Below are 24,636 nucleotides of genomic sequence, written 5' to 3' on the forward strand. Positions count from 1 at the left end.
CGTGATGGGAAGCCGCGAGCTTCCCATGTATGATTGAACCCATTCTTTGGGTTTTTTTTGTATATAGAAAGAGAATAAACGTGGCAAAAAACATTCAAGCCATCCGCGGCATGAACGATTATCTGCCTGGCGAAACCGCCATCTGGCAGCGCATTGAAGGCACGCTGAAGCAGGTGCTCGGTAGCTACGGTTACAGCGAAATCCGTTTGCCGATTGTAGAGCAGACCCCGTTATTCAAACGCGCGATCGGCGAAGTCACCGACGTGGTTGAAAAAGAGATGTATACCTTTGAGGACCGCAACGGCGACAGTCTGACCCTGCGTCCGGAAGGTACGGCGGGCTGCGTACGCGCCGGCATCGAACATGGTCTTCTGTACAATCAGGAGCAGCGCCTGTGGTATATCGGCCCGATGTTCCGCCACGAACGTCCGCAGAAAGGTCGTTATCGCCAGTTTAATCAGCTGGGTGTGGAAGTCTTTGGCCTGCAGGGCCCGGATATTGACGCTGAACTGATTATGCTGACCGCCCGCTGGTGGCGCGCCCTCGGTATCGCCGATCACGTTTCCCTCGAGCTGAACTCTATCGGTTCTCTGGAAGCGCGCGCTAACTACCGCGATGCGCTGGTGGCGTTCCTGGAACAGCATAAAGAGAAGCTGGACGAAGACTGCAAACGTCGCATGTACAGCAACCCGCTGCGCGTTCTGGATTCCAAAAACGCAGACGTTCAGGCATTGCTGAACGATGCGCCTGCGCTGGGTGACTACCTGGATGAAGACTCTCGCGAACACTTCGCGGGCCTGTGCAAGCTGCTTGAAGCGGCAGGCATTGCCTATACCGTGAACCAGCGCCTGGTGCGCGGTCTGGACTACTATAATCGCACCGTGTTTGAGTGGGTAACGACCAGCCTTGGTTCGCAGGGCACCGTGTGTGCGGGCGGCCGTTATGACGGCCTGGTTGAACAGCTTGGCGGCCGTGCGGCTCCTGGCGTTGGCTTCGCAATGGGTCTTGAGCGACTTGTTTTGCTGGTTCAGGCAGTTAATCCGGAATTTAAAGCAGATTCCGTTGTCGATATATACCTGGTGGCCTCAGGTGCGGATACGCAGTCTGCGGCGATGCAGCTTGCCGAACGCGTGCGCGATGAGCTGCCGGGCGTTAAGCTGATGACCAACCATGGCGGCGGCAACTTCAAAAAACAGTTTGCTCGTGCCGATAAGTGGGGCGCAAGTCTTGCACTGGTGCTGGGCGAGTCCGAAGTGGCTAACGGCGAAGTGGTAGTGAAAGACCTGCGCTCTGGTGAGCAAACAACGGTAACGCAGGACGGCGTTGCGGCGCACTTGCGCACTCTATTGGGCTAAGGAGAAAGACTGCGTGGAAATGTACGAGAACGAACACGACCAGGTCGACGCGATTAAACGCTTCTTTGCTGAAAACGGCAAAGCATTGGTTGTTGGGGTTATTTTGGGTGTAGGTGCGCTGGTAGGCTGGCGCTACTGGAACAACCATCAGGCTGATGCCGCTCGCGGTTCGTCTTTGAGCTACGAAAACACCGTTAGCGCCATTCGTGCCGACCAGCCGCAAACGCTGACGGCAGCGGAGAAATTTGCGGCTGACAACAAAAACACCTACGGCGCGCTGGCCGCGCTGGAAGTGGCTCAGCAGTACGTTGATAAAAACGAACTGGATAAAGCCGCTGCACAACTGTCACAGGGTCTTGCTGCTGCAAGCGATGAAAACCTGAAAGCAGTGATCAACCTGCGTCTGGCACGTATCCAGGTTCAGCAGAAAAAAGTCGATGACGCGCTGAAAACGCTCGATACCATCAAAGGCGACGGTTTTGCTGCCATCGTTGCTGATTTGCGCGGTGAAGCACTGCTGAGCAAAGGTGACAAAGCGGGCGCGCGTAAAGCGTGGCAAGCTGGCGTAGATAGCAAAGCTTCACCTGCGCTGAGCGAAATGATGCAGATGAAAATAAATAATTTGTCCGTCTGAGAGGGACCCGATGCAATTGCGTAAATTACTTCTGCCAGGACTGCTTTCTGTTACGTTATTGAGTGGTTGTTCACTGTTCAGTGGCGAAGAAGATGTTGTAAAAATGTCCCCGCTGCCAACGGTTGAAAACCAGTTTACCCCATCCACCGCGTGGGACGTCTCCGTGGGCAGTGGGATTGGCGATTTCTACTCCAACCTGCATCCTGCGTATGCGGACAGCGTTGTCTATGCCGCTGACCGCAAAGGTACCGTGAAAGCGGTGAACGCCGATGACGGGAAAGAAGTCTGGTCCGTTAACCTGGCGGAAAAAGACGGTTGGTTCTCCCGTAAGCCTGCGCTGCTTTCCGGCGGCCTGACCGTCGCTGGCGGTCACGTTTACGTGGGAAGCGAAAAAGCGCAGGTTTATGCGCTGAACACCAGTGACGGTTCTGTTGCATGGCAAACGACCGTTGCCGGTGAGTCTCTGTCTCGTCCTGTGGTGAGTGACGGTCTGGTGCTGATCCATACCAGCAACGGCCAGCTGCAGGCGCTGAACGAAGCGGACGGTCTGGTGAAATGGACCGTTAACCTGGATATGCCAGCGCTGTCTCTGCGTGGAGAATCCGCTCCGGCAACGGCTTTCGGTGCTGCGATTGTTGGCGGTGATAACGGTCGCGTGAGCGCAGTACTGATGCAGCAGGGCCAGATGATTTGGCAGCAGCGTATCTCCCAGGCGACCGGTTCAACAGAAATCGACCGTCTGAGCGACGTGGACACCACCCCGGTCATTGTTGATGGCGTTGTTTATACGCTGGCGTATAACGGCAACCTGACCGCGCTGGATCTGCGCAGCGGCCAGATCATGTGGAAACGTGAACTGGGCTCCGTGAATGACTTCATCGTTGACGGTAACCGCATCTATATGGTTGACCAGAACGATCGCCTGCTAGCGCTGAGCACTGAAGGCGGCGTAACGCTGTGGACGCAGAGCGATCTGCTGCACCGCCTGCTGACCGCACCAGCCCTGTACAACGGCAGCCTGGTGGTCGGTGACAGCGAAGGGTATATGCACTGGATCGATCCAGAAAACGGGCGCTTTGTTGCACAGCAAAAAGTTGACGGTTCTGGTTTCCTGACCGATCCGGTAGTGGCTGACGGCAAACTGCTGATTCAGGCAAAAGACGGCACGCTGTACGCGATCACGCGTTAATTACCCGGCGGTTGTAGTATACTAAACGGCTCCTGTTCACTCAGGAGCCGTTTTGACATTTTTAAAAACGCCGCAAAAGCGACGTTTATTTGAATTTTATGAGGCTTCAAACATGGTACCTGTGGTCGCGCTTGTCGGGCGCCCTAACGTTGGAAAATCCACTCTTTTTAACCGTTTAACACGCACCCGTGATGCGCTGGTTGCGGATTTCCCGGGGCTGACGCGTGACCGTAAGTACGGTCGTGCAGAGGTGGAAGGACGCGAGTTCATCTGTATCGATACCGGCGGTATCGACGGCACAGAAGACGGCGTTGAAACCCGCATGGCGGAACAGTCTCTGCTGGCGATCGAAGAGGCAGACGTGGTGCTGTTCATGGTGGATGCGCGCGCTGGCCTGATGCCTGCGGACTCCGCTATCGCTAAACACCTGCGTTCACGCGAAAAGCCGACCTTCCTGGTGGCGAACAAAACCGACGGCATTGATGCCGATCAGGCTATCGCAGATTTCTGGTCTCTGGGCCTGGGCGACATCTATCCTATCGCGGCATCGCATGGCCGCGGCGTTACCAGCCTGCTGGAAACCGTGCTGCTGCCGTGGGTTGACGAAGTGAACCCGCCGGAAGAAGTGGACGAAGACGCTGAATACTGGGCGCAGTTCGAAGACGGAGAAGAGGGCGAAGAAGAAGAGCCTGAAGACGACTTCAACCCACAGGATCTGCCGATCAAGCTGGCCATCGTCGGTCGTCCAAACGTAGGTAAGTCTACGCTTACTAACCGTATTCTGGGTGAGGATCGCGTAGTCGTGTACGACATGCCGGGCACCACCCGCGACAGCATTTACATCCCAATGCAGCGCGATGAGCGTGAGTATGTTCTCATCGACACCGCCGGGGTGCGTAAGCGCGGGAAAATCACCGATGTGGTGGAAAAGTTCTCCGTTATCAAAACACTGCAGGCGATTGAAGATGCCAACGTCGTGCTGCTCGTCATTGACGCACGCGAAGGGATCTCCGATCAGGACCTCTCTCTGCTCGGCTTTATCCTGAATAGTGGGCGCTCACTGGTGATCGTGGTCAACAAGTGGGATGGTCTGAGCAACGAAGTGCGCGAGCAGGTGAAAGAGACCCTCGACTTCCGTCTGGGCTTTATCGACTTTGCGCGCGTGCACTTTATTTCTGCGCTGCACGGCAGCGGCGTGGGCAACCTGTTCGAATCCGTTCGCGAAGCCTACGACAGCTCCACCCGTCGTCAGAGCACCGCTATGCTGACGCGCATCATGAATATGGCAGCAGAAGACCATCAGCCGCCGCTGGTGCGCGGTCGTCGCGTGAAGCTGAAATATGCCCACGCCGGTGGTTATAACCCGCCAATCGTGGTGATCCACGGCAACCAGGTGAAAGACCTGCCGGATTCCTACAAACGTTATCTGATGAACTACTTCCGTAAATCGCTGGACGTGATGGGTACGCCTATCCGTATTCAGTTCAAGGAAGGGGAGAACCCGTTCGCCAATAAGCGTAATACCCTGACGCCAAACCAGATGCGTAAGCGTAAGCGCTTGATTAAGCACATTAAGAAAAGCAAGTAACGAATCAAGAAGATCCAATAAACATCATTGTTATCATAAAGCCCGCATAAGTCGGGCTTTTTTGCTATCAAGGGCTGTTATAAAGACGCAACAAAACGCATAATTGCTGTGTACCCAAATGTGTACCCAGCTATGAGCTCTATTACTTTGGGTACAAATTCAGTCGATTTTGGGTACACAGTACGAGCCTATGTCGGGGATTTGTAATGCCAAAACTCACAGATATTCAGATTCGATCATGGATCAAATCTGGGGAATGCTTTGAAGGTCGAGCCGATGGTAACGGCCTCTACCTCAGATACCGGAAGGTGGACAAAAGTCCAAACTGGCGGTATCGCTATCGTTATGCCGGCAAAGCAAGAGCCATGCTAATTGGTTCATATTCTGATCTCTCCTTGGCCAAAGCGCGCGATATTGCTAAAGAACTGTCTGCTCGAGTAGCGCTTGGTTATGACGTTGCGGGAGAGAAACAGGAAAGGAAACTTGAGGCGCTGGCAAAAATTGAGGCTGAAAAGAATGCCCTAAGCGTCGCTGAATTGGCCGCTGAGTATTATGCCCGGCAGATTGAAAACACGTATAAACATCCTGAGCTTTTCCGTAGCAGCTTGCAAAAAAATATCGTGGCTCTCATTGGGAAAATGAAGGTAGAGGATGTTCGCCCGAGGCATGTTGATGTCGTTTTGCAGGATGTTATCAAGCGCGGTTCACCAACAGTCGCCAATGATGTTTTGAGAATGCTAAAGCGTCTATTTGATTACGCTGTGGTTAGGGGCATTATTGAGGTTAACCCTGCTATCTCTTTTAGTGCTAAGGATGCTGGTGGCAAGGAGCAGGGACGTAAACGAGCCTTATCACGCGAAGAGTTAATGATGTTCTTCAGGGCGTTGCGAAATGGGCGAGGTATCAGCCGAGAGAATGAGCTGGCATTCAAAATTATTTTAGCGCTTGGTGTGCGTAAAATGGAATTATGTGCAGCTGAATGGTCTGAGTTCGACCTTGCCAACGAAGTCTGGCACTTACCCGGTTCACGAGCCAAGAATGGCGATGATATTGATATTCCTCTGCCTCAACCAGTGATCGAATGGATTAAAGAGATTCGCTTATTTGCTGGCGATAGTCGTTGGTTAATTCCTGCAAGGCGAGCACAAACAGCGTCGCATATTAGCCGTGCAACACTAAATATGGTTATGCCATCCGTGATGAAAGAAATGTCAGGTGTCGAGCCTTTCAGTATCCACGATCTAAGGCGCACTATGCGCACGCAAATGGCCGGGTTAGGGATTGATCCACTGATAGCAGAGCGTTGCTTGAATCACAAGATACCGGGCATAGAGGGTATCTACAACCGCCACCAATATTTTAATGAGAGAAAAGCTGCGCTTGCGCAATGGGCCGATTTGCTTGTGGTCTTAGAAAACGGTGATGACTACAGTTTGTAACGCTTAGTAAAGCGAAGCGCAGGGATCGAATGAGCCTAACCGTTCGGGACGAAAAGTGCATTCCCTGCTATCTGGCTCAATTTCTTTCAACGCATTTAATAGGGGGAATCATTGAAAAGGGCAAAATATAACGAAATAACATCATGGTTTTCTTTAGAAAACTACGATTATATATTAGGTCTGAGTGTTCGCCATGTTTTAGCTGAGACATTCATGATGAATTATCACTATACAAGTCTGGAGTATAGAAAAGCGGAATCCTTCTCTGTCATGAATTTTCCCATGATAGATGATATAGCTCTTTTTGCAGATGATATAAGCAGAGAAAACGAACTTTCATATGATGATAGGGGGATTATGCCAATACCGTTCTCTATCATCTGCGCATTCGTAAATTCTTGCTTAGACGATGGGCGTATTAAACTTGATAGTTCAGGAAGATTGGAACCTAGGGAAGATATAGCTAATCATGATATTTATCAACAGCCAATGCGCTACGACATAGATGATCCGACCTCTGATGGGACTACTGGCATTTTTGTAGATATCGGATTGGATTTAATGAGTGATGAGGAGATGCTTGCCGGATTTAAAATTTTGCTAAAAAAATGGAGAGAACAGACCGGGATTCACGAGCGTACTACTGATGAGCGTAGGCGTTTTGGTTCATCAACTTTAGCAAAAATTCATCAATACAGAATCATCCCTTTCTTGGACATAGCGCGTTGGGCACGGATTAATGAAATGACAGTATCCAATGAGCTTTACGCAAGATTGTTGTTCCCTAATCCTTTACCCAATGGTGAAGTAAAAGGTGGTGCTCACATAAGGGACACGGTTAGACCATTCGCAGAGTCGGCTACAGACGTTCTCAACAGCGTTGTTCTTAAGAAATACTATGCAGATAACCCTCATGTTGAAAATATGAGATTTTCAGAGTTCCTAAAATTGGTAGAGTTTCAATAATCTGAAATTCTAAGGAATGTGATTTTTTGGAACTGTATAGATCAGAACTGTTTTTTTATTCAGTATACCCGTAACGGAGCAATAACTATCGCAAAGAGGTTACGGGCAGCATGAACCCACAAACAATCCCCACTAAAGGCTACATCCGACGCTTTCGCTTGGCTGAATTGCTAGGTGTCAGCGTATCTACTATCGACAGAAAGGTCCGCAATGGCACACTACCAAACCCAATAAAATTAGGAGAGAAAATCACCGCATTTGATGCGCAGGAGATCAATCGCTGGCTGCTAGAGCGGCGCAAAGCTAACTGAGTCAGATCTTCACTTCTGTAAATTAGATTCGAGGAACAGTATGAAATCAAATAATGGCCTTAATGGTCAGGGCTTCCCTCACCCTGAAAACTGTAGTGATGATATTTCCGTTATCAATTTTGAGGGGCTTAAAGTTCGCATTGTTAAGCTCAATGGTGAACCGTGGTTCGTTGCAAAGGATGTTTGCGCGGCGCTGGAATTATCCAATTCGCGTATGGCGTTGCAGGCTCTGGATGATGACGAGAGAAATACCGTAACTTTAACTTACGGTATTCGTGGAAACCCAAATCATAGTGCTGTCTCTGAATCTGGTTTCTACAAGCTGATCGCCCGTAGCCGCAAAGCTACTACGGCAGGCACATTCGCCCATCGTTTCAGTAATTGGGTATTTCGCGAGGTGATTCCCTCAATCCGCAAAACTGGCTCTTATGGCGTGCCATTCGTGTTCCTGAACGATTTTAGCCGGCGTATGGCAGCCTATCAGCAGGAGGCCAGTAAACGCGGTTATAAGTTGCAGCAATGTAAGGGTGCTAAAGAGGCTCTTGAGCGCGAGGAGATTCAACTATGGCGTAAGTATCAGCCTGAGCTATTAGGTGAAGATGTTCACGAGCCGTTAACTGAAGTTCGCTCAGCTACGGATGGAAACAAAAATCGAGTTCATGAATAACTTGCGTGCTCTTGCGATGTAGAGCACTCAAAATAAGTTTGTCGCGACAGCTCACTAAACAATTCGAAAAGGTTAATGCCATGAAGAACAATTATGCCCGTCTGGGGCAGGGCTTCGCTCATCCTAAAAACTCCTTGCCTTGTTATTCAACTGAAGGGTATGCTTTAAAAGCACCAGCAAAATCTGGTGTCGGGCGTGAGAACCCGGATAAGCAAAAGGCGATACCAGACGCCTATAGCGTCTTTTTTTGTGTCGTAAAGCCAGTACATCTTCATTCAGCGGGGAAGATCCGCGTCGAATCTATGGTGGCGCTGGCGGGGCAGCCGAAAGGCTGGCCGGTATCCTTTTGCACCGGTATTCTCACCCCCGTCAGTGTCACCACCCTTTATGAGCGTGAGAACTCAGGTGGTGACTCCAGTAAGCAAAAGGAGGCTGCCACATGGCTACTACCCCAACCCAAAAACTGCCCAAATTCACCTGGCTTTTCCTCGGTACGCCGAAAGGCCGGATCTGCACTCCCGTTGTTATCCGCATCGTTGCCGATAGTGAGCAAGAAGCCCGCGAGTTTTATTCCCGCTGGGATCTTATCTTTGCCGCCAAAATTCGCTCTGAATGTTCGCTTTATCAGTACAGCAGCGGCGCGTTTGAACTGGATGTTGCGAAATTGGGAGGTAGCCATGTTTAACCTCCAGACCCTGACAGCTAAAGCCCGCGAGCTGCGCGGCAACGTGGTAAAAGCCACTACCACGAAAGGCACCCGCACCATGACCCCCGTTTACGAACGGGAAGAGCAGCGCAAACTGCGCGAACGTATCCAGCAGACCCAGCCGGACTGGGTTTTACTCTGGTGGGATATTGCGACCGTTACCGGCTGGCGTACCAGCGACGTGTGCAACTTCCGTTACTCCTGCATCAACTGGGAAACCGGCATTGCCACAATCATCGTAGCTAAGCAGACCAAAGCAGCGGAAGCCAGAGCTACCCGGAAGGGGATCGAGATTGTTCGCCAGCAGCGCAAGGACGCTGCCCGGCTTGCTGGCGATCACATTGCTTACATGCAATGGGATAGCGTGAGCTGCGACGAACTGGCCGCCGGCATGACGGAAGAAGAACAGGCGATCGTGTTTGAGCTGGTGGCAAAGGCTGAAGTTAAGCACGATACCAAACAGCTGCCGCCGGGCATCATCAAGCGGCTGCGCGAACGCATGGAGCGCAATCTTATCGGTGACGACCTGGTATTTTCCCGCAGCCAGATCGAAAGTAACCGTTGCCAGTCTCTGGAAGGTAGCGTGAGTCGCCAGACAATCTGGAAGAAACTGCACAACGTTATGGTGTGGTTTACCCGCGTAGTAAACACGCGTCTGCGCCTTAGCGCCTATTCCAGCCGCAAAATTGCCGCCTTTAATCTCATGTCCGCCGGCGGCGAACAGGGTTTGCTGGTTGCCTCTGAAATGCTCGGGCACAGTAACCCGGCAATCACCCGAACTTACCTCCAGTTGGGCAGTAAGGCCTCCGCCATTCAATCCCGTCTGGCCATGGAGGTATCTGTATGAAAATGGTTATCCAATTTTGCCGTCTCGGCGCTTTTGCCGATCACATATCTGAGCAATTAAATAGTGCGCGATATTGTTTTGCCAGCCAGTCATTAAGGGAAGGGGAGGTGAAATTATGACTCCTGTTTACGATCTGGTTCGCCGGGCCGACGGCAAAAACGTTTTCAGTTTCCCGGCCGGCGGCCGCTATCTGGTGGACACGTCAAATGGTCTTCAGTCGATGCGCCCCCTTATGGACGACGAAATCATTTTTACGGTGGAGAGTGCCGCGCGCTTTCTGAGGAAAATTGGTTATCAGGTAATCCCGCCAGCGGCGTGAGGTAAAAAATATGACGATTAAAAATTCCGGCTTAGCTGCTGGTGGCCGCGCTCACCCTGAAATCAGGCCGGGCGATAAATGGAAGGACAGTCGGGGCAACATCGTAATTATCGAAAGTTACCGATTCGACAGAGTGACATATTGCCGCGAAGGGTACAGCTCGCCGTGTTTTTGCACGCCAGAAAGACTGGTGCGGGAATTTGAATTTGTTTCTTCCGCGCCGGTCGCCGGTGAAAAAGATATCGATCGGATTATGCGGGTGCAGGGCATCGAACGAATTCGGGTTATGCGGGAAATCATCAGGGAGCGAGGGAACAGAAAATGAAGAATGCACCAAACCTTAAAAAGCAGCCGGCGGATCTCATGGAGGAGTCAATTATCTTTGCCGGTACTGATGCCTGGACGTTCGCCAAAGCATGGCAGGAAATGAACCCGATTGGCGATACGGTGCCGCCGGTTGTGCTGGATAAAAAGCAGCTGGCGGAGCTGGAGAATATCCGCATTGTGGATGATGGCCGGCTCTATGCCCGGGTTTGCCGCGGCGGGCATCTGACCGAACGTCAGATAACCATTCTCGCCACAAAGCTGGCGGTGGCCGGCGTGGAGCGCGCGCAATTCTACTCTGAAGGTTATCAGCTTCTGGAGGACTGGACTCCACAGCTGCCGCGCCTCAAAGCCGATGCGGAAGCCGGCAAAAGCATGGTGATCGGCAAACCGCTGACGGATGTAAACCTCCGAGACCTGGCTGATAACGAAAAGGCGCTCATACTGGCCGCGCGTTACACCGGCATTGCGATCAATGAAAACAGCGAGGGCGTGTACGTCTACCGTGCCGGCATCTGGGAGAAAACGTCTCTGCTCGAGCTGAGCCGCGAAATGGTGGCTATCTACAACGAGAACAAAACCAACTTCAGCAAGCGCGCGATCAACAACGTTATCGACGCCCTGAAAATCGTTATCCCGGTAATGGGAGAGCCGCGGCGCAGCCTGATCCCCTTTGCAAACGGCGTCTACGATATGGAAACCGGCGTATTCTCCGAACACAGCCAGGATAACTGGCTGACCAACCATAACGGCGTGACCTACACGCCGGCGGTGCCGGGCGAAAACCTCCGCGACCACGCGCCGAACTTCCATAAATGGCTAAGTTACGCATCAGATAGAGACGCAATTAAGATGCAACGCATCGCTGCAGCGCTCTTTATGGTGCTGGCGAACCGGTACGACTGGCAGCTGTTCCTCGAGATAACCGGGGAGGGCGGCAGCGGGAAAAGCGTCTTCACCCATATCGCGACGATGCTGGCCGGCGTGCATAACACCGCCAGCGGGAACATGGCGGCGCTCGACAGTGCACGCGGGCGGGCGCAGTTCGTCGGCAAGAGCATGATAACGCTTCCTGATCAGCCCAAATATTCAGGTGAGGGCACCGGGATAAAGGCAATCACCGGCGGGGATGCGGTGGAGATCGACCCGAAACACGAGCACCAGTACACCGCCGTTCTGCGGGCGGTGGTTGTGGCCACGAACAACACGCCGATGATTTTCACCGAACGCGCCGGCGGCGTTTCCCGGCGCCGCGTAATTTTCCAGTTTAACCGGCGCGTCAGCGAAGAGGATAAGGATCCCGACCTGGCAGAAAAGATATCCGCTGAAATTCCGGTGGTTGTTCGCCGGCTGCTGGCGAACTTTTCGAACCCGGAAAAAGCGCGGGCGCTGCTGCTGGAACAGCGGAACAGCGAAGAGGCATTAGAGGTGAAACAGAAAACGGATCCGCTTTATGCCTTCTGCGCGCATCTTGAGCGGCTGGCTGATTGTGCGGGAATGATGGTAGGAAACCGTAATCCGCCTCACTATCCGCGAATTTATCTCTATCACGCTTATCTGGCATTCCTGGAGGCCAACGGTTTCGACAAGCCGCTGACGCTGAATAAATTCGCAGAGGGGATGGAAAGTGCGATGAGGGAGTTTAATCACGAGTACCGTAAGGAACGGAGAGCTCGTGGCATGGTGACTAACGTTGAACTTTCGGAAAGTGCGGAAGACTGGTTACCTCAGACGCATCCTGTAGCCGGTCATAAAGAATGAAGTTCAGATAAATATGGATAAAGGTATACATGGTATACATCGAGAGAATAATTTTTATATAAATCAGTGAAATAAACCATGTATACCTTGTTTTCAGGTATACACAGGGTGTACATGGTGTTCATTCTCTCATTAATCATCTGATGGTTTATTAAACAGAATGATGTATACCGTGTAGACCTGAAATCCCAAAATGTAGGCTGGTGTTCATGGGTTAATATATTGTTTTATAAGTAATATATTGCCTTTATGAACACCATGTATACCTTGAGGGCAAATTCTTTAAAACGCATCCACTCTTTTCACGTTGTGAACCCCTGCTATTTCATTAATATCGTTTCATAAATCGCAATTGATTATTTGATTGTTGCGATTAATGAAACTTTAACGGTCGCTTTAACAGGGGGCATCATGAGCAAGGTTAACGTTAAGCCCGTTCTGCTGAACGGGGAACAGATTCAGGCTCTGAAAACCATTCAGGAGAGGGAACGCCAGAAGTCGGGCATGGGGATCGCGCCGTCAATCCATGCTGTTGCGCGCAAGGTATTTGATGCAGGGCTATCAAAAATGGAGGCTGGCCAGTGAGCTACTCAATCAAGATAGGGAAACACAGTATCGAGCTGGCAGGTTATGCCGGTAAGGTTGTTGCGCCAAATACTCAGATGGCCGCTTTATTCCGTGGTATGGCGGGCGAACTCACCAGCCTGAGGACAACGGCGCAGCAGGCCGAAGCTGAGGCGGATTTGCTGGACGTTATCCGCAACGATCCGGATCTGAACGAACAGGCAAAAAATCGCAGGGCAGGTGAAGCCCGGAACCCGGACACGCTCAAAGACTTTACCCGCGGGGTGGCAGCCGTAAGCGAGCAGGCCGCAAACATTCTCGATTACCTGAAGAACAAGCTCTCTCCGGTTAAACCACTGGCATCTGATGACGTTCAGGGATTCATGCGTGACAGCGAAATGCGCCAGGCATTCGCCCGACTGGATCGCCGCAGCCAGGAAAAAATGCTGCTGTCGATGCACAGTGGAAAGCATCAGGAGCTGGCGGACGCCTTACTGAGGGCGCCCGCAGTGTGTTCGGGACTCGATACGGAACAGCTAAAACGTCTCGGCTTCTCCCGTATTGCATCAGAGAACGGGCAGGTGATTAACGCGGTTGCCGATCTGGTCGACGCGGTAAGGAAGGACGTCGCGCAAATTACAGCTGTCCGAACCTGGTATAACAATCTCGTCTACGGGAAGAACGACGATCCATCAGACGTACAGCCACGCATGACCGGCCTTGACCAGTTAAGCGAACATGTCAGCGCGATGCTCAAAGGCAGCCAGCGGCAGACACATTCAGAAGAGAAGCAGGCCGCCTGAGGGCGGCTTTTTTCTGCCCGGAGGAATACACCAGGATGCTGTTAAGTAAATCAGCCTACGCCAGGCATATGGGCGTCAGCCGGCAAACTGTTTACGGCTGGATAGCCCGCGGTGAAATTGTAATTTCAGGCGATAAAGTAGATGTCGAAGCATCGCAGGCTAAACAAAATTCTGCTGGTGCTGGCGAAAACCTGACTGAAATGACGTGGGCGCAGGCCGCCGCGTGGGTATGGGGGCATGACGGCGGGAAAGAGCTGCCGGCTGATATTAATGCTGGCCAGCGAATAGAGGCCGCAGCCGCTGAGCTGGGTTTTGATGTTCAGCACGAGCCCGATGAACAATTGCTGATTCTCTTCCGGCCGGATGAAGAAACCCACAGCTTCTATGGCAAAGACCGTGCAGCAGGCGCTTTACGGTTTCTTCGTTCTGAGCTGGCTTACGTTGCCACAATGCACCCCGATACGCTGGATGACTGGAACAAAACTGGTTTAATGTCACTCTGCCTGCTGGACGGCGAAAAACTGTAAACCCCCCAGCCCCTCAAACTTGACACTTTTCGCGAGAAACTGGGAAAAGTGTCAACCCAACCTAACGGATCCTGACGCCTACGAACAGCAGCTACAGCAGAAGTGTAAAGGGCTGGCGTTGAGATTTGTTGAGCCTAGGCTGTTAACTTTTGTTAATCCTGATGCGGAGCAGGGCAGGTGCCAGCCTGTTATGGTTTGTTATGCCTTACTAGGGAAAACTAGGGGGAAAGTGTCAACCGCTACCGCTTCAGAAAACTTCAGGTAGACGAACTCGTGAAGGGGAGGTGTTAAGCACTCCCCCCTTTGCAACCATCCTCGAGCCTCTTTCGGATCTCTGTTCTGGTTTGCCCGGACGTTGGCGTTCAGATTGAGTTGTCAAAAGTTGTCAATCACCGGCACCGCCAGCGGGGATTTTTGGCTGTAGACGCTCTAAGTTACAGTTGTATTGCTGTGTGAATTTGATTATTTTATGTAAATCGTTGTTTTAAAATACAATAATTCACGAGGCGTCATCATTTATGTTGCATGAATGCTTGATAAGCAAGGTTTTAACATTTGTTTTATAAGTAGCTATATTGTGTTATTAATACCGCTAAATGCTGTGGATATTTTCAAAGGACAAAATTTAATATGAGTACATATCATAATGATCACCCTATTCGAGGTGGTGAAAACGACCCTGATTTATTAAATAGACTTGATTTTGCCAATCATTTAGCAAATATTCTTTTGTTAAATCATGATGATGATTGCATTACTGTATCATTAGAGGCGGAGTGGGGATATGGTAAGACGTCAGTAATAAATCTCATAAAAGGGGCTTTGAATGAAAAAGATTCTTTTCCAATTATAATTGAATATAATCCTTGGTTAGCTGGTCAGCCTGAATCTTTAATTCAGGACTTTTTGTTACAGTTTTCTGCACAACTAAATATAAAAGATAAATCGGAATCTGCATTAAAAGCTTCTAAAGCTTTGATTGCATATTCAAGTCTATTCAGTGCAGCAAAGCTAGTTCCAGGAGCTGAGCCTTGGGCTTCCATTTTAGAAAAGGTTTTCTCAAGGTTTGGAAGTGCAACAAAAAAGATTGCAGAATTGAAAAAACTCGATCTGTTAGGAAGGAAAAAACAAGTTGAAGAGGCAATCAAAAAAATAAAATATCCTATTGTTGTGATTATAGATGATATTGATAGATTAACTCCTTCCGAAACATTTCAAGTCCTGCGATTGGTTAAAGCTGTAGCTGATTTTTCAGGAACTTCTTTTTTACTCGCATTTGACCCTAAGTATTTAGTTTCAGTATTAGATAAAAATAATATTGTTAACTCCTCCGAATATATTAATAAAATAGTTCAATTGCGAGTGCCGCTTCCCGTAATTTCAGATCGGGGTATGAATGAACTCGCTAATATAGAGTTTGAGAAACTTAGTGATAAGCCTCTAACTGACCGCTTTGAAAATGATCAAGAAAGATTAAGCTGGATTTATCATAATTATTTTAAACAACTTATAAAAAACCCGAGGGAATTAAAAAGATTTTTTAATCACTTAAGGTTTGTTTTAGAACAAATTGAAGGAGAAGTATGTTTTTCTGATCTCTTTGCCTTATCATTAATCTCTACAAAATCCAACATTATTTACGATCATATCAAAAATACACCAGAAGCCTACATAGGAAAGAGATTTAATAATGATGGGCTATTAATTGATAAGATTCAAGATATTGTCGATAGGTTTAGTGCTGAGCGGAATGATAAATTAAAAAACTTCAGTGATAGAGATCGTAAGCTAATGCAGGACCTTTTGGGCGATATTTTCCCTCTTGTACAATCAGGTGCGTATTCACATTTTAGAGTTTCTGATCCTGATAATGCAGGTAGAGTGGCTGCACCACAAAGGCTTCATATTGCCTTCCATTATAAAACTCCTAATGGGTATATTTCTGATGATGATATTTTAAAATTTATAAAAGGAGAGGATGACAGAAATGAGTTCCTGGAGGAAGTTATTTCTCAAAAAGCAGAAGAAAGATTTTTCGAAATGATGAATATTTACGCTGGTTTTTGTAAGGACGATAGTTTTGATATATTAACGTGTATCTATGATAACTTCCTTTTCTCTCAAGAATTACAAAAATCACTAGAAAGCAACTACGGCTTCCTAACAAAAGATCTTTATAAACGAATGAATTGGCTTACGAATAAGATAATATCTGAAAGTGATAATAAATACGAGTTAATTAGAAGGCTTGTTGGTAGGCATGAAAGTGCTCCACTAGGTGCAGACGTTTTATATGAATCTAGAGATCAGATTCAAAATGGTGGCCATAATAAATCGTGGATCAACCTTGAACAATTAACTGAGCTTGAAAGTATTTATCAGGAAATGGCAGTGAAAGTATTAAAGGATAGGACTTATTTAGATTATCATCTTGAGTCTCATATATTCTTTGAGTTAAAAAGAACTTCTGTGCAATTGACATCGAGTTTCATTAATTCCCTTCTAATAGAAGATGGGCTTGTTAGAGTTTGTGAGATAATTAGTGAAACAGGTAGTGACTCAACAAATGGACCTTTTGTTAGGATCAGTGAAAGTTACTTCGGTGAGATATTAGATATGGATAAAATAAGAAGTGAAGTTAAAAAGTTAGATTTTTCACTTTATTCTCCGCGTATTCAAGCGGTGTTTAATAGCATTTTGGATGGTCGGAAATATTATTTAAGAGATGCTTCTGTTGGCGAGAACTGGTAGCATTTATTGAAAAGCTTGAAATGGGATTTAACCCCTTTAGAGGTTTTTTCTTAGTTCTAATAACGATTTCAAGCTGAATGTTTACTCATGAAACTATTTCGGTAATAAACTTTATGAATCGAAACCAATTAATTTTGTGTACCCAAGTGTGTACACTTTTTCATTATCTATATAGTTTTTGATTTGTTTTTATAGCAAAAACAGATGGTTAATAATTTAATGTGTTTTAACATTAAGAAAAGCAAATAAACATTGCCGATCTCACGAAAACCCGCCTCTGTCGCGGGTTTTTTTTCGCGCTTCCACAGCAATGGCTAACCCGGTGTGAAGTCAATCACTATTCACCCCTAACCATCTTTAAATCCAGAAAAGTAGACAATCATCGAATTTTCGTCTTAAAGTCCCGGGTCTGGTACTGGACAAAACTAGCGTCTGGTTATCAAATGGTTAACTAATTTTTCGCCGCATGTAAAAAATCGGTCAGATACGTAACTGACCGGCGTACCTGCTGGTGTTTACAAGCACGACACATACCTTTCGGGAGAATTATGCAATCCTCTGTTAATCCAAAAGAGAGCCGAACGTTCTTCGGCCACCCGTATCCACTCGGTTCACTGTTCTTCACCGAGATGTGGGAACGTTTCTCATTTTACGGCATTCGTCCGCTACTGATCCTGTTTATGGCTGCGACCGTTTATGACGGCGGCATGGGGCTGGCGCGTGAAAACGCCTCGGCGATTGTCGGTATCTTTGCCGGTACCATGTACCTGGCCGCGCTGCCGGGGGGCTGGCTGGCGGATAACTGGCTCGGTCAGCAGAGAGCCGTCTGGTACGGTTCGATCCTGATTGCGCTCGGTCACCTGTCGATTGCCCTGTCGGCCATCATGGGCGACAACCTGTTCTTTATCGGCCTGATGTTCATCGTGCTCGGTTCTGGCCTGTTCAAGACCTGTATCTCGGTAATGGTCGGTACCCTGTATAAAAAAGGCGACGCGCGTCGTGACGGCGGTTTCTCGCTGTTCTATATGGGCATCAACATGGGCTCGTTTATCGCGCCGCTGATTTCCGGCTGGCTGATTAAAACTCACGGCTGGCACTGGGGCTTTGGTATCGGCGGTATCGGGATGCTGGTGGCGCTGATTATCTTCCGCGTGTTTGCCGTTCCGGCAATGAAACGCTATGACAGCGAAGTCGGTCTCGACTCCACCTGGAACAGCCCGGTGGTGAAGCGCAACGGCGTGGGCGCATGGCTGCTGGCGCTGGCCGTCGGCGTGGCAGCTATCGTGACGCTGATTGCGCAGGGCGTCATTGTGATTAACCCGGTGGCTGTTGCCAGCGTGCTGGTGTATGTGATTGCCGCCTCCGTCGCGCTCTACTTTATCTATCTGTTCATCTTTGCGGGCCTGAACCGCAAAGAGCGCGCCCGACTGCTGGTTTGCTTTATCCTGCTGGTCTCAGCCGCGTTCTTCTGGTCTGCGTTTGAGCAAAAGCCAACCTCGTTCAACCTGTTTGCCAACGACTACACTAACCGCATGATCGGCGATTTTGAAATCCCGGCGGTGTGGTTCCAGTCAATCAACGCCCTGTTCATCATCCTGCTGGCACCGGTGTTCAGCTGGGCGTGGCCGAAGCTCGCGAGCATGAACATTCGCCCGAGCAGCATCACCAAGTTTGTTATCGGTATTTTGTGTGCCGCAGCGGGCTTTGGCCTGATGATGCTGGCGGCACAAAACGTGCTGAGTAACGGTGGGGCGGGCGTATCACCGTTCTGGCTGGTGGGCAGCATTTTGATGCTGACGCTCGGCGAACTGTGCCTGAGCCCGATTGGCCTGGCGACCATGACGCTGCTTGCGCCGGAAAGAATGCGCGGCCAGATGATGGGGCTGTGGTTCTGCGCCAGCGCGCTGGGTAACCTGGCGGCGGGCCTGATTGGCGGCCACGTGAAGGCCGACCAGCTGGATATGCTGCCGGATCTCTTTGCGCGCTGCTCCGTCGCGCTGCTGATTTGTGCCGCGGTACTGATCGTCCTCATTGTTCCGGTACGCCGCATGCTGGAAAATGCGCAGACTAAACCGGCAGCTAACGCCTCATAAACCTCGAGCTTGCCGGGGCGGCGTTATGCCCCGGCAATTTACTCAACGAGGTAAGAATATGCTGTTAGGGTTTGTGGGTCTTGGCGCAGTCGTTGAAACGGCTTACTTGCCCGCAATACGAAAATGCTTTGATAATCTCCCTCACTGTTTAGGCTTTGATATCCAGCCCGTAAAACAGCCGGAGGGGGTAACGCGCTGCGCCACGCTGTCTAAACTTCTCTCCCGGCCGCTTGATACCCTGTTTATTACCACATCTTCACTGCACCATCTTGAGGTGCTTGAATACGCTCTCGCCTCATCGGTTTCCCGCATCGTGGTTGAAAAACCGATCGTCGCCACGCTTGCCCAAATCGAAAAGCTCAACGCGCTGCTGGCGACCCCCGACGCCGCATCCCGCGTGCTGGCGCTCGATCACTGGATGGCGCGTATCGAAACGGTGAAGCGGTCGCTGGTTGGCAGCATCTTTGACATCGTCAAAATCGATGGCTTTTTGCAGGAACCGAGCGGAGTTAACGCCGCAGGGGAGCCCATCGCGCTTAATTTTGCTACCGGCGAACCGGACGCGCGTACGCTTCGCCACCCGGACGGCGTGATTCTGGATATCGGTACGCACGTGCTCGCGATGCTGCGCGAAACGGTGCGCTATCTGGGCGGGAATGATGAGATGACGTTACAGGTGGTGACGGCTAAAGACCGCCTGGGCCGCGCTATCGCAAAAGGCGACCTGACCACGGCGGAGGGCGAGGCGCATCTGCAGGGCCGCATCAGCGGCGTGCCGGTGGATATCTGGCTTAACAAATACGCGGGACCTACAGGCGGGCAAAAAGGCTTACGGCTCTGGTTGCGCGACGGGCGGACCATCAGCTACGACCGGCGCGGCGCTGAAGATGTGCTGAAGATGATCGATGGCGACACGCGCCAATGCTGGACAATTCCCGGCTCGATCTACGAGCACTGTCTTGCAGAGCAGATCCTGGGCGCCAACAGCCTGTTTGAGCGGGATCCGCACGAGGTGAGCCGCACGACGCGTCGCCGAATCGAGGAAGTTGAGCTGCTGCTGACCTTGCAGCAACAGCTGCGTGGCCCGCACTGAACGCAACGTGGTAAAATTATCGCAGACCTCAACGCTTTGAAGGAGTCACCATGACGATTACCTGCCCGGATTGCCATGCGCCGCTTGAGCCCCTGAACGGGGTGGCACACTGCGAGAACTGTAATAAGGATATTGCGCTTGAAGCCCGCTGCCCGGAGTGCCATCAGCCACTCCAGGTCTTAAAAGCCTGCGGGGCGGTGGACTATTTCTGCCAGAACGGCCACGGTCTTATCTCTAAAAAACGCGTGGAGTTTGTTCGGGCCGAAGGTTAATCGCACACGCAGCCTTCGCCTTTCTTCCACAGCTCGACCAGCGACTCGGGCGCTTCCTGCTCCGGCACCAGCACGATGATATCGGCGTAGTGCGCCTGATTTTGCCCGGTCCAGATAATCTGGATGCGGAAATAGCGCTGGTCGCCGCTGCCGGGTGACGAGGCCTGTCCCGGCGGCTGACCGCGCGGAAAGGCCTGCTCCAGGATGCTCACCAGGCGCTGGCGCTGGGCCTCATTGAGCGAGGAGAGCGCGATGGTGCGCTGGCCGCTCAGCTTGGGAATAAAAGCGACGCCGCCTTCCCGGGCCAGCTCAACCACGGCGTCATCCGTCAGTTCCGGAACCTGCATTTACAACACTCCCACCTGTTCCCAGGCTTGTTTAATGGCCGCACCAGCGTCGCCGCCGGAGCGTTTCTCTCCGTGCGCGATCGTCAGTTTTGCGAAGGCCTCAAAATCTGCATCCTGCGCCAGATTGCGATCGCAAACCGTGTCGTACCAGGCATAACCCGCTTTTTCCCAGGCGTAGCCGCCGATCGCCGTCGCGGCCAGATAAAATGCCCGGTTAGGGATGCCGGAGTTCAGATGCACGCCGCCGTTATCCTCGCGCGTTTTAATGAAATCTTTCATGTGCGCAGGCTGCGGGTCTTTGCCGAGCAGAGGATCGTCATAGGCGGTGCCGGGTTCAGACATTGAGCGCAGCCCTTTGCCGTTAATTCCCGCCGCCAGCAGCCCTTCACCAATCAGCCAGTCCGCTTTATCGGCGGTTTGCTTCAGATGGTACTGCTTCACCAGTGAGCCAAACACGTCCGACAGCGACTCGTTCAGCGCGCCGGACTGCTCAAAATAGATAAGCCCGGCTTCGGTCTCGGTCACGCCGTGGCTCAGCTCATGCGCCACGACGTCTATGGCGATGGTAAAGCGGTTAAATATTTCCCCGTCGCCGTCGCCAAATACCATCTGCTGACCGTTCCAGAAGGCGTTCTGATATTCCCGACCGTAGTGAACGGTGCCAGTTAAAATAAGCCCTTTGTTATCGAGCGAATCGCGCTGATATTCCTTCCAGAAGAAATCATGGGTAATACCCAAATACTCGTAGGCTTCGTCTACCGCCACATCGCCGTTCGACGGCTGACCTTCATAACGCACCTGCGTGCCCGGCAGCTCCTGGGTCTGCTTCGCGTCGTAGATATCCCGCTCCAGCTGTCCAGCTTTATTCACGTGCGGCGCGGCGGGTTTGCCCGGCATATGGGCCATCAGCGTCTGGACGTGGGTTAAGGTCTGGCGGGCACAGCGCTGCTGCGGTTCGGAACCGCTTTCGATAATACGGCGAAGAATATACGGGGGAATAACGCTATGAAGATGGGGCATGCTGCTCTCCTTATTAAAAAAGGGAATAGCAGCAGTATAGTAAGTAACCGGCGAAGAATTATCCGGTTTTACGCTGACGCGTCTTTTTCACCGGTTTAATTGATTTCACTTCGCTTTCTACCCAGCCGTCCGACAGACGCGTCGTCAGCACATCACCAGTACTCACCTGTTTGGTTTGCTTCAGCACCTTGCCGTCCGTTGCCGTCGTCACGCTATAGCCGCGCGCCAGCGTGGAGAGAGGGCTGACCGCTTCAAGGTGGGTCACCGCATTGCCAAAGCGTTCGCGGGTGGCGCTCAGTCGCGCGCGGAGAGTTTCCGCCAGACGGTACTCAAGCTGCTGAATCCGCGTTTGCGCACGATAAATTTTCGGCTGCGGGTTCTGCTGGTTCAGACGCTGCGTCACGCGCTGCTGGCGCGACACCGCGCGCTTGATCTGGGTGTCCATCGCCACGTTCATGCGCTGGCGCAGGCGCTCCAGTACGGTCTGCTGACGCGCCAGGCGCAGCTGCGGGTGCTGCTGCTGTAGACGGTGATGAAGCTGGGTAAAGCGCCGGGTCCGGTTGGCGAGGTAGTAGTCCATCGCCATCTCCAGACGCTGCTGGCCGCTCTGGATCTGACGCAGCAGCTCCAGCTGGTTGCGGCTGACCACTTCCGCCGCCGCGGACGGCGTCGGCGCGCGGAGATCCGCGACAAAATCGGCGATCGTCACGTCCGTTTCGTGGCCGACGGCGCTCACCACGGGGATAAGGCTGGCAAAGATTGCCCGCGCCACGCGCTCGTCGTTAAAGCTCCACAAGTCTTCCAGCGAGCCGCCGCCGCGTCCGACGATTAAGACGTCGCACTCCTGACGCGCGTTCGCCAGCGCTATGGCGCGCACAATCTGGCCCGGCGCATCGTCACCCTGCACGGCGGTCGGGTAGATAATGACGGGCAGGGAAGGATCGCGACGCTTCAGGACGTGCAAAATATCGTGCAGTGCCGCACCGGTTTTCGAGGTGATGACCCCCACGCAGTGGGCAGGGGAGGGCAGCGGCTTTTTGAACTGCTGGTCGAAAAGTCCCTCTTCCGAGAGCTTAGCCTTTAACTGTTCGTACTTCTGCTGCAGCAGACCTTCGCCCGCAGGCTGCATGCTCTCGACGATAATCTGATAATCACCGCGCGGCTCATAGAGGGTGATATTGGCGCGCACCAGAACCTGCTGGCCGTGCTGTGGACGGAACGTCACGCGGCGGTTGCTGTTGCGGAACATCGCACAGCGCACCTGGGCGGTATCGTCTTTTAGCGTAAAGTACCAGTGGCCGGAGGAGGGCTGCGTGAAGTTAGAGATCTCACCGCTGATCCAGACCTGCCCCATTTCCTGCTCAAGCAGCAAACGCACCGTCTGATTAAGGCGGCTGACGGTATAAATTGAGGGGGATTGAGAGGATAACATGTGAGCGGGATCAAATTCTAAATCAGCAAGTTATTCAGTCGATAGTAACCTGCTGAGAGGCAATCGCAAGCTTTTTTATAAAAAAGTGTAGATGCAATCGGTTACGCTCTGTATAATGCCACGGCAATATTTAACCACCCAGGTCAGAGATATTGCCCATGCTACGTATCGCTAAAGAAGCACTGACGTTTGACGACGTCCTCCTCGTTCCCGCTCATTCCACCGTTCTGCCGAATACTGCCGATCTCAGCACGCAGTTGACGAAAACCATTCGCCTGAACATTCCTATGCTCTCTGCGGCAATGGACACCGTGACTGAAGCGCGCCTGGCAATTGCCCTGGCACAGGAAGGTGGCATTGGCTTTATTCACAAAAACATGTCTATCGAACGTCAGGCGGAAGAAGTTCGCCGCGTGAAGAAACATGAATCCGGCATCGTGTCCGACCCACAGACCGTTCTGCCAACCACCACCCTGCACGAAGTGAAAGCCCTGACCGAGCGTAACGGCTTCGCCGGTTACCCGGTGGTGACCGAAGAGAACGAGCTGGTTGGTATTATTACCGGTCGTGACGTGCGTTTCGTGACTGACCTGAACCAGCCTGTCAGCGTGTACATGACGCCAAAAGAGCGTCTGGTTACCGTTCGCGAAGGTGAAACCCGCGACGTGGTGCTGGCAAAAATGCACGAAAAACGCGTTGAAAAAGCGCTGGTTGTTGACAGCAACTTCCACCTGCGCGGCATGATCACCGTTAAAGATTTCCAGAAAGCAGAACGTAAGCCTAACGCCTGTAAAGACGAGCGTGGCCGTCTGCGCGTTGGCGCTGCGGTTGGCGCAGGTGCCGGTAACGAAGAGCGCGTTGACGCGCTGGTTGCCGCGGGCGTTGACGTCCTGCTGATTGACTCCTCTCACGGCCACTCCGAAGGCGTTCTGCAGCGTATCCGTGATACCCGTGCCAAATACCCTGACCTGCAGATCATCGGCGGTAACGTAGCTACTGGCGCAGGCGCTCGTGCGCTGGCTGACGCTGGCTGCAGCGCGGTGAAAGTGGGTATCGGTCCTGGCTCTATCTGTACCACGCGTATCGTGACCGGCGTGGGCGTTCCGCAGATCACCGCCGTGTCTGACGCGGTTGAAGCGCTGGAAGGGACCGGTATTCCGGTTATCGCTGACGGCGGTATCCGCTTCTCTGGCGACATCGCGAAAGCGATCGCTGCGGGCGCAGCGGCGGTGATGGTAGGCTCTATGCTGGCCGGTACCGAAGAATCCCCGGGTGAAATCGAACTCTACCAGGGCCGTTCTTACAAATCTTACCGCGGTATGGGTTCCCTGGGCGCGATGTCCAAAGGTTCCTCTGACCGTTACTTCCAGACCGATAACGCCGCTGACAAACTGGTGCCGGAAGGTATCGAAGGTCGCGTTGCCTATAAAGGCCGTCTGAAAGAGATCATCCACCAGCAGATGGGCGGCCTGCGCTCCTGTATGGGTCTGACCGGCTGTGGTACCATTGACCTGCTGCGTACTAAAGCGGAATTCGTACGCATCAGCGGTGCGGGTATCCAGGAGAGCCACGTTCACGACGTGACGATCACCAAAGAGTCCCCGAACTACCGTCTGGGCTCCTGATTA

The 24,636-nt window shown here is 51.7% G+C and carries 24 protein-coding genes and 1 pseudogene; 22 read left to right on the plus strand and 3 right to left on the minus strand.

The window, feature by feature from the left end:
• The first annotated feature begins 80 nt into the window (after positions 1-80).
• From hisS to KK102_RS08890, 21 genes and pseudogenes are all read left to right on the plus strand, one after another.
• Positions 81-1,355 carry a histidine--tRNA ligase gene (gene hisS, locus KK102_RS08790; RefSeq protein ID WP_216357391.1) on the plus strand — a complete coding sequence of 425 codons (1,275 nt, stop codon included), beginning with the start codon at positions 81-83 and terminating at the stop codon, positions 1,353-1,355.
• A gap of 13 nt (positions 1,356-1,368) precedes the next feature.
• A complete protein-coding gene (locus tag KK102_RS08795; protein WP_042718337.1) occupies positions 1,369-1,989 on the plus strand; it encodes a YfgM family protein in 621 nt (206 codons plus the stop codon).
• Positions 1,990-1,999: 10 nt separating this feature from the next.
• Positions 2,000-3,178, plus strand: coding sequence for an outer membrane protein assembly factor BamB (gene bamB / locus KK102_RS08800; protein ID WP_010433943.1), 1,179 nt, complete (start codon positions 2,000-2,002; stop codon positions 3,176-3,178).
• A 112-nt stretch (positions 3,179-3,290) separates the two neighbouring features.
• A complete protein-coding gene (der, locus tag KK102_RS08805; protein WP_126544253.1) occupies positions 3,291-4,766 on the plus strand; it encodes a ribosome biogenesis GTPase Der in 1,476 nt (491 codons plus the stop codon).
• A 206-nt stretch (positions 4,767-4,972) separates the two neighbouring features.
• On the plus strand, positions 4,973-6,205 hold the full coding sequence (locus KK102_RS08810; protein WP_216357392.1) for a tyrosine-type recombinase/integrase: 1,233 nt from the start codon (positions 4,973-4,975) through the stop codon (positions 6,203-6,205).
• Between the two features lie 111 nt (positions 6,206-6,316).
• Entirely contained in the window at positions 6,317-7,171 is an 855-nt protein-coding gene (locus tag KK102_RS08815) for a DUF6387 family protein (RefSeq protein ID WP_216357393.1), read from the plus strand.
• A 110-nt stretch (positions 7,172-7,281) separates the two neighbouring features.
• Positions 7,282-7,482, plus strand: coding sequence for a helix-turn-helix transcriptional regulator (locus KK102_RS08820; protein WP_187170701.1), 201 nt, complete (start codon positions 7,282-7,284; stop codon positions 7,480-7,482).
• Between the two features lie 40 nt (positions 7,483-7,522).
• Positions 7,523-8,149 carry a BRO-N domain-containing protein gene (locus KK102_RS08825; protein WP_216357394.1) on the plus strand — a complete coding sequence of 209 codons (627 nt, stop codon included), beginning with the start codon at positions 7,523-7,525 and terminating at the stop codon, positions 8,147-8,149.
• Between the two features lie 80 nt (positions 8,150-8,229).
• Positions 8,230-8,541, plus strand: a pseudogene (locus KK102_RS08830) (ash family protein); the annotation flags it as partial.
• Between the two features lie 47 nt (positions 8,542-8,588).
• The gene (locus tag KK102_RS08835; protein ID WP_216357672.1) at positions 8,589-8,834 is read left to right on the plus strand and encodes a host cell division inhibitor Icd-like protein; all 246 of its coding nucleotides are present in this window, start codon (positions 8,589-8,591) and stop codon (positions 8,832-8,834) included.
• Complete coding sequence (locus KK102_RS08840) at positions 8,827-9,702, plus strand: tyrosine-type recombinase/integrase (RefSeq protein WP_048209323.1); 876 nt, start codon at positions 8,827-8,829, stop codon at positions 9,700-9,702. The genes KK102_RS08835 and KK102_RS08840 overlap by 8 nt, the downstream gene beginning before the upstream one ends.
• A gap of 115 nt (positions 9,703-9,817) precedes the next feature.
• A complete protein-coding gene (locus tag KK102_RS08845; protein WP_020686326.1) occupies positions 9,818-10,021 on the plus strand; it encodes a hypothetical protein in 204 nt (67 codons plus the stop codon).
• Between the two features lie 10 nt (positions 10,022-10,031).
• Positions 10,032-10,346, plus strand: coding sequence for a DUF4222 domain-containing protein (locus KK102_RS08850; RefSeq protein WP_006809968.1), 315 nt, complete (start codon positions 10,032-10,034; stop codon positions 10,344-10,346).
• Positions 10,343-12,106, plus strand: coding sequence for a DNA primase family protein (locus KK102_RS08855; protein WP_216357395.1), 1,764 nt, complete (start codon positions 10,343-10,345; stop codon positions 12,104-12,106). Before KK102_RS08850 ends, KK102_RS08855 begins: the two co-directional genes overlap by 4 nt.
• Positions 12,107-12,517: 411 nt before the next feature.
• A complete protein-coding gene (locus KK102_RS08860) occupies positions 12,518-12,691 on the plus strand; it encodes a hypothetical protein (RefSeq protein WP_014830800.1) in 174 nt (57 codons plus the stop codon).
• On the plus strand, positions 12,688-13,473 hold the full coding sequence (locus KK102_RS08865; RefSeq protein WP_216357396.1) for a hypothetical protein: 786 nt from the start codon (positions 12,688-12,690) through the stop codon (positions 13,471-13,473). Before KK102_RS08860 ends, KK102_RS08865 begins: the two co-directional genes overlap by 4 nt.
• 35 nt (positions 13,474-13,508) lie before the next feature.
• Positions 13,509-14,000: a helix-turn-helix domain-containing protein gene (locus KK102_RS08870; protein ID WP_216357397.1), complete on the plus strand. Its 492-nt coding sequence runs from the start codon at positions 13,509-13,511 to the stop codon at positions 13,998-14,000.
• 630 nt (positions 14,001-14,630) lie between these two features.
• Entirely contained in the window at positions 14,631-16,751 is a 2,121-nt protein-coding gene (locus KK102_RS08875; protein ID WP_216357398.1) for a KAP family P-loop NTPase fold protein, read from the plus strand.
• 548 nt (positions 16,752-17,299) lie between these two features.
• Positions 17,300-18,844, plus strand: coding sequence for a peptide MFS transporter (locus KK102_RS08880; protein WP_216357399.1), 1,545 nt, complete (start codon positions 17,300-17,302; stop codon positions 18,842-18,844).
• A gap of 58 nt (positions 18,845-18,902) precedes the next feature.
• Complete coding sequence (locus KK102_RS08885; protein WP_216357400.1) at positions 18,903-19,937, plus strand: Gfo/Idh/MocA family oxidoreductase; 1,035 nt, start codon at positions 18,903-18,905, stop codon at positions 19,935-19,937.
• 50 nt (positions 19,938-19,987) lie between these two features.
• Positions 19,988-20,209 (plus strand): zinc ribbon domain-containing protein, encoded by a 222-nt coding sequence (locus KK102_RS08890; RefSeq protein WP_216357401.1) that lies wholly within the window; start codon positions 19,988-19,990, stop codon positions 20,207-20,209.
• Here KK102_RS08890 and KK102_RS08895 read toward each other — a convergent pair.
• From KK102_RS08895 to xseA, 3 genes are read right to left on the minus strand one after another with little or no spacing between them, the layout of a single operon-like run.
• Complete coding sequence (locus KK102_RS08895) at positions 20,206-20,556, minus strand: protealysin inhibitor emfourin (protein ID WP_024908659.1); 351 nt, start codon at positions 20,554-20,556, stop codon at positions 20,206-20,208. The genes KK102_RS08890 and KK102_RS08895 overlap by 4 nt on opposite strands.
• On the minus strand, positions 20,557-21,576 hold the full coding sequence (locus KK102_RS08900) for a M4 family metallopeptidase (protein WP_216357402.1): 1,020 nt from the start codon (positions 21,574-21,576) through the stop codon (positions 20,557-20,559). It lies immediately after the preceding gene.
• A 58-nt stretch (positions 21,577-21,634) separates the two neighbouring features.
• Complete coding sequence (xseA, locus tag KK102_RS08905; protein ID WP_070533430.1) at positions 21,635-23,008, minus strand: exodeoxyribonuclease VII large subunit; 1,374 nt, start codon at positions 23,006-23,008, stop codon at positions 21,635-21,637.
• A gap of 158 nt (positions 23,009-23,166) precedes the next feature.
• On the opposite strand from xseA, the gene guaB reads away from it, so the two are divergent.
• Entirely contained in the window at positions 23,167-24,633 is a 1,467-nt protein-coding gene (guaB, locus tag KK102_RS08910) for an IMP dehydrogenase (protein WP_216357403.1), read from the plus strand.
• Positions 24,634-24,636 lie beyond the last annotated feature (3 nt).

It is taken from the genome of Enterobacter quasimori, from assembly GCF_018597345.1.
Taxonomy (GTDB): domain Bacteria; phylum Pseudomonadota; class Gammaproteobacteria; order Enterobacterales; family Enterobacteriaceae; genus Enterobacter; species Enterobacter mori.

Bases quoted from the DNA above. Each gene is read 5' to 3' on its own strand.
- KK102_RS08810 (WP_216357392.1), top strand. From the start codon at position 4,973: ATGCCAAAACTCACAGATATTCAGATTCGATCATGGATCAAATCTGGG.
- der (WP_126544253.1), top strand. From the start codon at position 3,291: ATGGTACCTGTGGTCGCGCTTGTCGGGCGCCCTAACGTTGGAAAATCC.
- KK102_RS08845 (WP_020686326.1), top strand. From the start codon at position 9,818: ATGACTCCTGTTTACGATCTGGTTCGCCGGGCCGACGGCAAAAACGTT.
- KK102_RS08875 (WP_216357398.1), top strand. From the start codon at position 14,631: ATGAGTACATATCATAATGATCACCCTATTCGAGGTGGTGAAAACGAC.
- KK102_RS08835 (WP_216357672.1), top strand. From the start codon at position 8,589: ATGGCTACTACCCCAACCCAAAAACTGCCCAAATTCACCTGGCTTTTC.
- xseA (WP_070533430.1), bottom strand. From the start codon at position 23,008: ATGTTATCCTCTCAATCCCCCTCAATTTATACCGTCAGCCGCCTTAAT.
- KK102_RS08840 (WP_048209323.1), top strand. From the start codon at position 8,827: ATGTTTAACCTCCAGACCCTGACAGCTAAAGCCCGCGAGCTGCGCGGC.
- KK102_RS08890 (WP_216357401.1), top strand. From the start codon at position 19,988: ATGACGATTACCTGCCCGGATTGCCATGCGCCGCTTGAGCCCCTGAAC.
- KK102_RS08825 (WP_216357394.1), top strand. From the start codon at position 7,523: ATGAAATCAAATAATGGCCTTAATGGTCAGGGCTTCCCTCACCCTGAA.
- KK102_RS08895 (WP_024908659.1), bottom strand. From the start codon at position 20,556: ATGCAGGTTCCGGAACTGACGGATGACGCCGTGGTTGAGCTGGCCCGG.
- KK102_RS08855 (WP_216357395.1), top strand. From the start codon at position 10,343: ATGAAGAATGCACCAAACCTTAAAAAGCAGCCGGCGGATCTCATGGAG.
- guaB (WP_216357403.1), top strand. From the start codon at position 23,167: ATGCTACGTATCGCTAAAGAAGCACTGACGTTTGACGACGTCCTCCTC.
- bamB (WP_010433943.1), top strand. From the start codon at position 2,000: ATGCAATTGCGTAAATTACTTCTGCCAGGACTGCTTTCTGTTACGTTA.
- KK102_RS08850 (WP_006809968.1), top strand. From the start codon at position 10,032: ATGACGATTAAAAATTCCGGCTTAGCTGCTGGTGGCCGCGCTCACCCT.
- KK102_RS08860 (WP_014830800.1), top strand. From the start codon at position 12,518: ATGAGCAAGGTTAACGTTAAGCCCGTTCTGCTGAACGGGGAACAGATT.
- KK102_RS08880 (WP_216357399.1), top strand. From the start codon at position 17,300: ATGCAATCCTCTGTTAATCCAAAAGAGAGCCGAACGTTCTTCGGCCAC.
- KK102_RS08870 (WP_216357397.1), top strand. From the start codon at position 13,509: ATGCTGTTAAGTAAATCAGCCTACGCCAGGCATATGGGCGTCAGCCGG.
- KK102_RS08900 (WP_216357402.1), bottom strand. From the start codon at position 21,576: ATGCCCCATCTTCATAGCGTTATTCCCCCGTATATTCTTCGCCGTATT.
- KK102_RS08820 (WP_187170701.1), top strand. From the start codon at position 7,282: ATGAACCCACAAACAATCCCCACTAAAGGCTACATCCGACGCTTTCGC.
- KK102_RS08885 (WP_216357400.1), top strand. From the start codon at position 18,903: ATGCTGTTAGGGTTTGTGGGTCTTGGCGCAGTCGTTGAAACGGCTTAC.